At 37.4% G+C, this 11,571-nt stretch carries 6 protein-coding genes; all 6 read right to left on the bottom strand.

What is annotated here, in order from left to right; genetic code table 11:
* Nucleotides 1–6 precede the first annotated feature (6 nt).
* The gene (locus BQ8014_RS13130; RefSeq protein WP_080904742.1) at nucleotides 7–1,317 is read right to left on the bottom strand and encodes a right-handed parallel beta-helix repeat-containing protein; all 1,311 of its coding nucleotides are present in this window, start codon (nucleotides 1,315–1,317) and stop codon (nucleotides 7–9) included.
* Between the two features lie 12 nt (nucleotides 1,318–1,329).
* The gene (locus BQ8014_RS13125; protein WP_080904741.1) at nucleotides 1,330–3,840 is read right to left on the bottom strand and encodes a glycoside hydrolase family 2 TIM barrel-domain containing protein; all 2,511 of its coding nucleotides are present in this window, start codon (nucleotides 3,838–3,840) and stop codon (nucleotides 1,330–1,332) included.
* A gap of 7 nt (nucleotides 3,841–3,847) precedes the next feature.
* Entirely contained in the window at nucleotides 3,848–6,256 is a 2,409-nt protein-coding gene (locus tag BQ8014_RS13120; protein WP_087880512.1) for an alpha-L-rhamnosidase-related protein, read from the bottom strand.
* Between the two features lie 19 nt (nucleotides 6,257–6,275).
* The gene (locus tag BQ8014_RS13115; RefSeq protein ID WP_080904740.1) at nucleotides 6,276–7,424 is read right to left on the bottom strand and encodes a serine hydrolase domain-containing protein; all 1,149 of its coding nucleotides are present in this window, start codon (nucleotides 7,422–7,424) and stop codon (nucleotides 6,276–6,278) included.
* A gap of 216 nt (nucleotides 7,425–7,640) precedes the next feature.
* Nucleotides 7,641–10,283: a discoidin domain-containing protein gene (locus tag BQ8014_RS13110; RefSeq protein ID WP_080904739.1), complete on the bottom strand. Its 2,643-nt coding sequence runs from the start codon at nucleotides 10,281–10,283 to the stop codon at nucleotides 7,641–7,643.
* Between the two features lie 96 nt (nucleotides 10,284–10,379).
* On the bottom strand, nucleotides 10,380–11,558 hold the full coding sequence (locus BQ8014_RS13105) for a discoidin domain-containing protein (RefSeq protein ID WP_080904738.1): 1,179 nt from the start codon (nucleotides 11,556–11,558) through the stop codon (nucleotides 10,380–10,382).
* Nucleotides 11,559–11,571: the final 13 nt, after the last annotated feature.

Genomic DNA, 11,571 nt, shown 5'->3' with positions numbered 1-11,571 from the left:
TAATAATTATTGATTTTCTTTTCCAAATATCAATTTTCCATTTGCATCATATACTCTATTTGATTTGTCAAATACGATTGGAGCACATTCTATTGTTTGCTCGTTTGTTAGTAAATGAATTTCACAGTTTTTTATGACACCTTCGTTTGCGGGTTTTCCTACACCAAAAACTTTATTTACATAGTCGCCATCTGTGCTCCAATTGTTTCCGAAGATATAGCAACTGTCCACTACATTGCCCGTATTAGCTCCTTTCCAGCTGTCACCATAATAAAGTATAGCGGGTCCTTCGTTGTCTAAGAATTTGCACCTGCGGACTGTTACATTATGAACATCAGCTTCGAAATCGAATCCTTGTCCGTCCGGACTGGTTCCTTTTATTGTGTTCTTAAACACACAGTCTTCAACGATGTAATTGCTTACTCTGGCGCATTGGAAGGCTGCAACTCCCCACCACATACCAACACCTTCATATCCGGTTTCGCTAATGACTATATTCTTAGCAATACCACCAGTTATACAATAGAGCATTACTCCTCCTGTTCTATATGATCGTAAAACTTCACAATCCGAAATATGTACATTTCTAAATGCTTTAGCCGAGATTTTATCATGTAAGTGGCGTTTCCATTCTCCTGTTTCATCATGGTCGCGTCCTATAATCTCAATTCCAACGTCACACCTATCAAATTTACATTTCCTAATTGTTATGTCTGATAAGAGTGTTCGTCCCCCAAATGCGTCCGATCCTGCAATGCTTATTCCCATAGCGTAAATAAGGTCTGGAGTTGCAGGACGTTTCTTTTCTCCTCCATGTATAGGCTCATCTTTATCTGTAATATTGTGTAAATAGCAATCATCTATTACCAAATATTTGCAATCATAAATATTCTCAAGCCAAACAACAATACCACCATAACAATCAGAAACCTCAATTCCACGAATTTCATAGCCATCATTATTAACGATTCTTATTCCATAAATAAGATCTTTTCCCGGTTTAATATGAGGTTTTTCTCCTTTTCCATATGAGGAAATAGTTATTGGCTTCTCCGGTGTTCCATTTCCTTGAGGAAGAAATGTTTCTGCTTCCCAGATATCTCCAGACATAAGTAAAACTTTATCTCCAGCTTCTAGTCTTAGCTCAGACGCTTTAGCTAATGATCTAAGAGCTTTTTTTTCACTTAGTCCATCATTTTTGTCATTTCCTTGGCTTGAACTTATATAATAGATTTTTCCTTTTGAAGATAAGTTGCATGAGTAACCCATTAAGGAGTGGACTACGACCCATATTGTTAGTATATATTTTAGTTTCATTACGATATTTTGTTATTTTATTTTTATCTCTAGCTGGGCTTCTCTTAACGACTCTGACTTGGCCTTTAACCGGATTACTCCTTTTTTATTTGTACTTTGAACGACAACCAGAGCTTTACCATTAAATAAATTTCGCTCAGGTTTTTTCAAGGATACATGATTGGTTGCGTCGCCATTGTCAGTTCCGGCAATGATGCCTTCTCCTTCAATTTCAAATTTGATAAGGTTATTTGCTATCGGTACAGGATTTCCTTCTGCATCCAGAACCTCTACGGTAATGAACGATAAATCTTTTCTGTCGGCTGTTATAATATTTCTGTCGGCAGTCATCCTTATAGATGCAGGTTTCCCGGCTGTTTGTATTTGTTGGGAGAGTACCTCTTGTCCATTTCTTCTTAATATTGCTCTCAATGTTCCTTTTTCGAATCGAATTTGCCAAAACACATGTTGTTGGTCTCCTTGTTTAGATTTCACACCTAACGACTTGTTATTCAGAATCAATTCCACTTCATCGGCATTGTTGTAGTAAGCCCAGACGTCAACAATTTCTCCTTCAGTCCAATTCCAGTGAGGGAAAAGGTGGAGAACAGGTTTATCTGTCCACATGCTTTGATATAAATAATATGCATCCTTTGGAAATCCAGCCATGTCAACTATACCAAAATAGGCACTGCGAGTTGGCCACCAATAAGGTGTCGGTTCTCCGAAATAGTCGAATCCCGTCCAAACATAGATACCGGATATATGGTCTAATTTTTCACTCAAGACCAAAGATGTTTCATGGCTAGATCCCCATGGCACAAAGCTGTTGTCGTATGCCGAACATTGATTTAGTCCATCTTTCGATGTATTATAAGAAGTTACCGGACGAATAAACATGCTATCTGAAGGCATTTCATAAAAACCGCGTGACATAATAGATGACGTCGACTCTGTAATTATTATCCTTTTGCCCGGATACATTTCCGGCAATTTTGCCCAAGAACTGTGACTATAATTGAACCCCAATATATCAAGGGCTCCAGAACGTATCAGATGATTGTTATTTTTGATTTCATTGCTGCCAGCAGTTACTAGACGTGTTGTGTCTAATGATTTTATAATATCGACAAGTCTTATGGTCAATAATGAATTGAAGTGTAAATTATCAGTTTTAGCTTTGTCTCTGTTGAGCGTACTGGCAAAATTGAACATTATATTTGCATCTTTTGCCGACAATGTATCCGTATTTATATCGGTCCATTGTTCTAACACTTCGTTTCCTATGCTCCACATGAATATGGATGGATGATTCCGATCTCTTAATATCATATCTCTCAGATCTGTTTCATGCCATTCGGGAAAATCCCACGAATAATCATAATCAGTCTTTCGTTTACGCCACATATCAAATGCCTCATCCTGTACAATAAATCCCATTTTATCACATAAATCCAATAATTCGGGAGCCGGAGGATTATGGGCCGTGCGGATACCATTACATCCCATATCTTTTAGTATCTGGAGCTGTCTTTCTATGGCTCTGGTGTTAATAGCAGAGCCCAAGCACCCCAAATCATGATGTAGACAAACTCCTCTTATTTTTAGATGTTTTCCGTTCAAGAAAAATCCTTTCTCTGAATTGAATTCAAAAAATCTGACTCCTAATGGGGTTTCATAACTATCGATTGTTTTCCCATTACTTTTGACTTCAGTCAGTACTTTGTACAGATAAGGATTATCAACAGACCAAAGAATAGGGTCAGATAACTGTATATTTTGTTTTATCTCTGATACTTTATCTGCTTCTATACTTAGCATACCTTTTGTTGAGGCCTGTTCTTTTCCCGTTGCATCTATTATTTTTGATACTAATTGTATTTGAATTGGCGCCGATGTTTTATTCTCCACTTTGGTTTCAACTAATACCATAGCAGACTTTTCTGTTATATCTGAGGTAGTTATATATGTACCCCAATGTGCTACATGCACTTTGTTTAAGGTAACTAACCACACATTGCGATAAATCCCCGATCCGGAATACCATCGAGAATTAGGTTGTTTTGAATTGTCGACACGTACAGCAATGGTATTTATTTCTCCAAATTTGAGATAAGGTGTAAGATCATACCGGAATGAACTATACCCATAAGGTCTTTTACCTATATATTGTCCATTAATCCAAACTTCACTGTTTCTGTACACACCATCAAAATCTATGTAGATATCCTTATTTTCATTTTCCTTGGGTACTATAAAGGATTTTCGATACCAACCTATTCCGCCGGGTAAAGCTCCACCCAAAGCTGTTGCTGGAACGTTTTCTGCAAAATCAAACTCTATGCTCCAATCATGAGGAAGATTTAATTGTCTCCATTTAGAATCGTCATATTCAATATTCGAAGCAAGGCTGTCATCATTGTTGGTAAATCTCCAATCTGTGGTGAAATCTTCTCTAAGTCTTGCATGTTCATTTTGTGAACAAGTTGCTGTAGTAAATAATCCTAAAATTGCTATTGAGAGTTTTAATATATTTATTTTCATTATGCATTCACTTTATGATTAATGTTTGAAGGCCTCCTTTTAATTCATATTCTTTGCCTTTCCATACAAATAATCCATTAATGGAGGAAGGGATTACTATAGTTGCTTTCAATACACCTTTTTTGTCAATGTTGTAATCTACTGATATTTCTCCTAAGGGATGCGGCATTGATCCTGAGATTTTTTTTATCCCATTTAATGAAGGCTTAATCCTTATTTTTTTAAATCCAGGAGCATCGGTGTCTATTCCTAATAATATACGGTAGAACTCAATATTAGGGCTTGCTCCCCATGCATGACAATCAGATCGAGATGGCTCAGGACGCTCAGCCCATGTGGTCAGTCCTAATGCCATCTGATCTTTCCATATCTGTAGATTATCTAACAGTTGATCGCCCATATCGGCTTTTTTTAAAGCCTGATTTACATAATACCTAAAATAGATAGTTGCTTGAATCAAATCCTTATCATTCAGTATATTATTCATAATCGATCGAGTTTCTTCTCTTTCTGTGAGGTCTGCAAGAATGGCAAGAGCATTTACATGTTGGGAGAAACTTCTTTTGTCAAAAGTGTCAGCAAAAAGCCTTCGATCAGAATCCCAATATTTTGCTTTGAATGATCCACGTATTTTATTAGCTATCGCTTTGTAATGGTTTGCCATAGCGGGTAGCCCAAACGCTTCTTCCATTTTGGCAGCATTTTCTAAAGAAAGGAGATATATGACATCCTGCATTGCTGAATTTCCGTCTTCGTCTCGTATGGGAGCTCCATTAGTTGCAGCAAAGCCATCTGCCCAATCGATAAAGAACCAATATGGTATATAATCAAGACTATTATTGGGTTTCAAGAATTGCTCATACCAGGCCAATATACTGCGATGAGCAGGTAACAGGCTCTTTACATACTCTTCATCACCTCTATACATCCAATAATCGTAGCTGATTCCAATCCACCAGAGAGAAAATGAAGGAATAAATTGGCGTGAATTGGTAGGATAACGAGCCATCGTGATTCCATCGGGACTCATCGATTGCCTTCCATGCTCGATCGCATTTTTCACCATATAATTGTCTGAAGTATTATACATCGATACCATTGTCTGGATTCTTGTATCGCCAAAATATTGAAGTTGTTCGTAATAAGGACAGTCCATATATGTTTCGTTAGCACAAAGTCGGGCAGTGCGCCAACCTATTTCAAGAATGTCTTTCAGGTAATTATATTCTTTTGTAACCTCAAATTTCGTTTTATTTTCGAAGGGATAGGCGGAATATATGCCATGCACATTTTTGAGTATTAACTCTTCGTTTTTTGTCTCGATGATAACTCTTATATATCTCCACGTGCGCCACCATAGGCTGTTGTATGTGCGATTGAGTCCACCATCTGCTATTATTTTATCTTCGTATCCGGCAAATAGTTTACCTTCTATTTCGTTTCTGTTTCCTTTTTCGCCAGTCCATTTGTCTGTATAATAGGCTTCTGCATAGCCTATTTTGATTTTAGCCCCTTTCCCTTTTCCGTACTCCAAAGCCATATAGGCAGTTGTGAGATACCCTTGATCCAAAACTAGTTCAACTTTCAAGTTTGCAGGAATGATGAGTTGTTCTTTCCCTTCAATAAAGTTTTGTGAGCATTTTATGTTTTCGGATTTTTTTACAGATGCAAAATATTCTTTCTTATTTTCCATTGGTGGAATCGGAGTCGGGACAAGTAAACGTCCGGGATAATCTACTCTGCCTTTTATTGATCCGGGCATACCTTGATTCGCTTTTGTCCATTTAGAATCATTATAATCTGTGGTTTCCCAATTCCAAAGATATTTTTGGGAATCAAATAATTCTCCGGGACCTGCCACGTAATATCCAAGTACGGGCGAATCGGAATTCCACGGACTGTAAGCTTGACTTTTTTCACAGAGCCATGTGTCGTTTGTATTTACGATTTCCTCGATGGGGCTATTCCCTTGAACAATCAGTTCCGTTTGCTCGAAGCTTATTTGTGCCAGTGGTTTCAAGTCAGCATAGTTCCATACTAATGCAGCCAGAACATTTTTCCCTTCTTTGAGGTACGGAGCTATATTGACAGTTTCGAAATTCCAATTTAGGATGTCGCCTCTTGCCGGTCCCAAAGATACTTGTTCTCCGTTTATAAATAATTTATACCGATTATCAGCAGATACATGTATGACGAATTTGTCCGGAACAGATTCCAAATTGAACGATTTTCGAAAATGATATACTCCATAAGCACCTTTTAGCTCATTGGGCAATGATATCCATCGGGCATTCCATAATTTTCTAAATAAATCAGGATTTATTTCTTTAGATTGATAACCCTCTAATCTTATTTGTGCTATAAGCGGAATGTTTAGAGTTACAATTATAGCGAATATTATAGACTTCAGTTTCATATCAGTATCGCTTTGAGTTTTATTGGATGTTGTAGAGTAATGTGGCTAGGTCAAAGAACTTGTTATGAGCTTCTCCACTTTTGGGCAATCCTGCTTCTTGAATAAAGTACATTACCACGTAACCCGATCTATATACACGAGTATCAGTGCCATAAGCACCCCCATGTCCATACCAGCTATTATTTTCTGTACAACACAATCCATAAGAATCGGGTACATTATCGGGTGTTTGTCTTCTAGATATTTCTGCTACAGATGCTTCGCTCAAATAGCGTATGCCATTGTATACACCTTTGTTTGCAAACATTTGATAAAATTTGACCAAATCGGAAGGAGTACAGAATAAGCCTCCGGCAGCTTCGGCAAAACGTTTATTCTTATCGCTCAATGGATATTGTAATTGATCGATTCGTATTTCCTCCAAGTTCTTATTTTCTCCCATCTTATAGGCCTTTGTCAGTTTTTCCAATTGTTTTTCCGTTGGATAAAATGTGGCACTTGGCATTCCTATAGGTTCAAAAAGTCTTTTTTGCAAGAAATCTTCAAATTTCATTCCTGATACACGTTCTACTATTGTTGCAGCCACATTTACTCCTTGATTAGAGTAGCTATACTTTTCTCCTGGTTCGAACCATAGTGGAGTCAAAGGGGTAGCATACAAGGCTAAGTTCATAGGAAGTATGTCGATTTTTCCTGCTTGTTGATTTACACTTGTGACCCATTGCATCCCACTGGTATGTGACAATAGATGACGCAATGTAATTGGTTTTGTAAGCTTCTCTTCAACTTGCCAGCCTTCACGCCAAACACGGGCTACTACCATACGGGTGAGCTCAGGAAGATAAGTTGTTATCGGTTCATCGAGATTAAGCTTACCTTCATCTACAAGCATCATTACGGCACAGGCTGTGATTGGCTTACTTTGAGATGCTATCCAAAACAGAGAATTCTCATCGATTTTTTTTGAGTTTTCTACATCCTGATATCCGGTTTTGGTGATCGAAAGAATTTTTTCACCATTGGCTACAATGCCAACTATGCCTCCTATGTCTCCATTTTCGATATAAGGATTCAATGCATTATAAATTTCTTTGTCGGCTTTTTGAGCATACAAACTACTGATTGTTGTAATGGATAAGAGGAAGAAGATAAATACTGTTTTTTTCATGTTAATTGTCAGTTCAAGAGTGCTTATTCAATTTGCGAAAGATGATATTATTCTAAAAACAAAGTAGCAAAGAGGCAAGAACTATCCTGAAAATAGGAGAGTACTGTCAAATAAAAACTCTTTTTTGTCAAGTGAAACGTCGATGAAATATTTAATCCCCAATAAGAACCTTTATTCGTTCATAAATGACAAAAAAGTTTAGATCATTTATTTTATTTATAAAGGGCAGACAAGAACATTATCGAATACAAAATCTCCATCCCCAACAGAGAATCCGGCAGAACCACCTGTCAGCGCAGAGTTTGTGTATGTTCCTAACAGATTGCCTATCAGATAGACGCTGACTACAGAATCTTTTATTTCGATACGAATCTTATAATCTGTGTTTTGTAACATACTTTGACATGAGAATTTTGCAAATGATGTACTTTCTGTACCATTTGTAACTTTGACAATATCAATATCGCTTCTATAGTTATCCCTTAAGTTGACTTTTGCCATATAATAGTTTTTGCCATCAGCACTGACATGGAAGATTATTCCTGCGACTCCTGTCTGTGTTGTACCTTTCAATTCAGTCTCAATAAAATAGTTTTTCCATGATGAACTATTCTTAGCATAAATATATTTGCCTTTATTTATACTAAGTTTTCCTCCCGACACTGAGGCATTGTTAGCATTCTCCCATTTTGAAAGATCCTTGGAAAAGTCATCACTCAACATAGGATTGTCTCTTGATGGACCTCCGGCATAAATCAATTGTCCATTAGCATTATACACTCGATTCGACTCGTCAAATGCAAGAGGGTAGGAGTAGAATGTTGTTGCCAGATTAGACATTTTTATTGTCGAATTCTTTACCGACCCATTATTAGCAGGTTTACCGATATTGAAGATTCGATTGTCTTCCACTCTGTTGTTTCCTTCAAAATAACAGCCATCTATAACATTGTTTGTATTTACTCCCGGCCAACTTTCACCGTAGCATAGTGTTCCGGAGCCATCGTTGTTGATGAATCGGCAATTTTTTACTGTTACGTTTGTACAATCGGCTTCGAAATCGAATCCTTGTCCATCAGGACTATTCCCTTTTATTGTATTGGAAAAAGTACTGTTTTCAACCAATACATTTTTTACCCGTGAAACTTGAAATGCAGCTACCCCCCAATACATCCCAACTCCGTTATATCCTGTTTCATCGACCAATACATCTGTGGCATGTACGTCAGAGACACAACTTAAACAGATACCTCCTGTGCGGAACGAACGGGTGACATTGCAATCCGAAATCTTGATATTGTTGAAATTGTTTGGCGAGGTCTTGTCCTTTCCATGATATTTCCATTCGCCCGAAGAATCATGGTCTCTGGAAATAATCATAATGCCTACATCGCAGCGATCGAATTTTGAATTTCGGATAGTGATATCTTCACAAATACGACTGTCTCCATAATTGTCCGAACCATTGATTATAATCCCTGTAGGCATAACCATATCCACCGGCATCACCTGGTCCCAGCCTCCGCCAAATCCTGTTGAAGTGCCTGAGATAAAGTTGAGGTAGCAATCTTCTATTAGAATATATTCGTGATTGTATGTATTCTCGAACCAAAAGACAATTCCCCCATAACAATTTCTTACTTCAATTCCTTTGATCTCGTATCCACTTCCATTAACAATTCTGATACCATATGTTTTGTCGAATGATGGGCTGATGATTGGTCTTGCTCCACTTCCATATGAGGCGATAATAATCGGGTTTTGCTTTGTTCCACTTCCCTCTAGTAGTAGATTGTCATTTGCCCATGCATCTCCGGCTTTTAGTAAGATTTTTGTCCCGGGTTTCAATGCGGTTTGTGATGCTTTGCTTAGAGTTTTGAATGGTTTTTCTTCACTCAGTCCATCATTCTGATCGTTACCTTTGCTCGAACTTACATAGTACGTTTTGTTGCCGACAGATGCAAAAACAAATTTGTCAGAATATTCAGCAGGAGTATCTTCATCATTTACAAACTCAATTTTGACCAGATAGCTGTCGTCAGCAATAGACTCGGGCAATGTAAGTGTTATATCTGCTTTATTCTTATTGATTGTACCTTCTTTTTTTATTGCATTTGGCAGTGGTTGCTTATCTGAATGCCGTATTAACTCTGCAACGAATCTTGTTCCGTCAGGTATTCTTTCTGTTTCGACAGCTACTTTTAAATCCATTGGTGCTTGGTCTGAAAAGTAGGTATTGAGTAAAATAGTTTTAACAGCTTGTGTCCGTCTGTATATCTCTATCTCGGATAATTGGACTATATATGAGTTATTCCAGTTTGTCCATTCGTTAGCAACAGCGGAGAGCTTTGTCATTTCTACCTTTACATACTTGGCCTTCGTGTTTTCAAATGAGCATTTGAGAGGTAGTGCGTTTTTGGGCGTTCCTTCCCCTTCTTTTGTAAAAACCTTTTTCCAACTAGAACCATCCTCCGAAACTTGTATATTATAATCTACTGGGAATCCATCGTGCGTGCCGTCATAACGCGGATATATCCATACCTCATTGATCTCATAGACTTTCTTCATATCTATTTGAATCCATTCCGTATGATTTTCGGATGTCCCGACACTGCTGTAATAGCCTTCGTTTACATTATTTTCTATTTTACCATCAATCAGAAATGAAGCCCCTCGTCCTTCATTGGCACTAGATGAACTTGCCTGGCCACCGATTGCAAGATTACCATCTTTTTGCTCAATAGGATTCTCCGGTTCAGGATCAAGGGGGGTACTTGGATCGTTGTTATCATCCGAACATTGGACGAATAAAAAGATTGATATCAAAATAACTAATAAAGTGTATGTTTTTTTTATCATATTTATTCGTTTGTTTTTTTACTCAGAATAATATTTCAGATTGCAATATATTCATCTGAGCAATAAATAAATTTGCTCAGATGAATATCAATATTATTATTTATTTTCACCACTAACTTGGTCTTTGAAGGCTTGGATCTCTGCTAATTGCATGAAGTATACTTCTTCCCAATTAGTCCACATGTTTGCGATGGACGAAAGTTTTGTTGCTGTCAGTTTTATATACTTAACATTGGTAGGAGTGAAGTTGAATATTTGCACATCGCACTCAGTTGGTACAGGATAATCTGTTTTATCAACTACTGTAGTCCAGTTTTCTCCATTTGTTGATATTTCTATCTTAAACTCTTTAGGGAAGCCTTCACCCGATGCATTACTACGCGGATATACCCATATAGAGCCAATTTCTGCTTGTTCTTTCATCACCAATTGTACCCACTCTTCGTGGTCGAATGTTTGTTGGAATGAACCATAATATTCATTTTCCCCGGTCAATACTCCATTTACAAGCATTGATGGTATAAATGTATCGCCTTGTTGGCTACTTGCTGTAACACTTGCTCCAAAGGCAAAGTTTGCAGGATTGGGATTTTGTTGTTCTACTTCTCCTTCATCATCATCATCTCCATCGCTTGGTCCATCTCCTTCTACTAGGTATACCTCTATTTCAGCCAATTGTATAAAGTATACTTCTTGCCAGTTAGTCCACATATTGGATGTATGAGACAGCTTAGTCGCAATTAATTTCACATAAGAAGCTTTTATTGCTTCAAAACTGAATTTCTGAATTTTAGTGTAATCTGCATCATAGTTAGTTTCTTCAACCACTGTAGTCCAGTCTTTCCCATTTTCAGATACTTGAAGTGTGAAATCGAATGGAAAACCTATGTCTGAATTACTTCGTGGATGAATCCAAATTGCATTGATCTTTTGTTTTTGCGACAATTTTATTTGCACCCACTCCTCATGATCAGATGTGGTTTGATTTGTTCCGAAGTATTCCTCTCCTCCAGAAACAACCCCATTAATAAGCAACTCGGGACCATGTGTATCATCTTGTTTACTGCTTGCAGTAATTGATCCTTCGATTGCTAGGTTCTCATTTACCTTTTCTGTAACGTCATCATCATTGTCATCGTTCAAATCTTCATCAGTATATATTTTCCCGGGAAAGTAACGTTCTTCGGAGCAACCGGTAGTCATATAATTAAATCCGACTGATAGGATTAAAACCAATGAGTAATTTATTATTTTACTTAATATATTGTGTTTCATCTTATTTGTTTTT

This window comes from Parabacteroides sp. Marseille-P3160, assembly GCF_900162725.1.
Classification (GTDB): domain Bacteria; phylum Bacteroidota; class Bacteroidia; order Bacteroidales; family Tannerellaceae; genus Marseille-P3160.
This window is presented reverse-complemented; position numbering and strand designations above follow the sequence as displayed.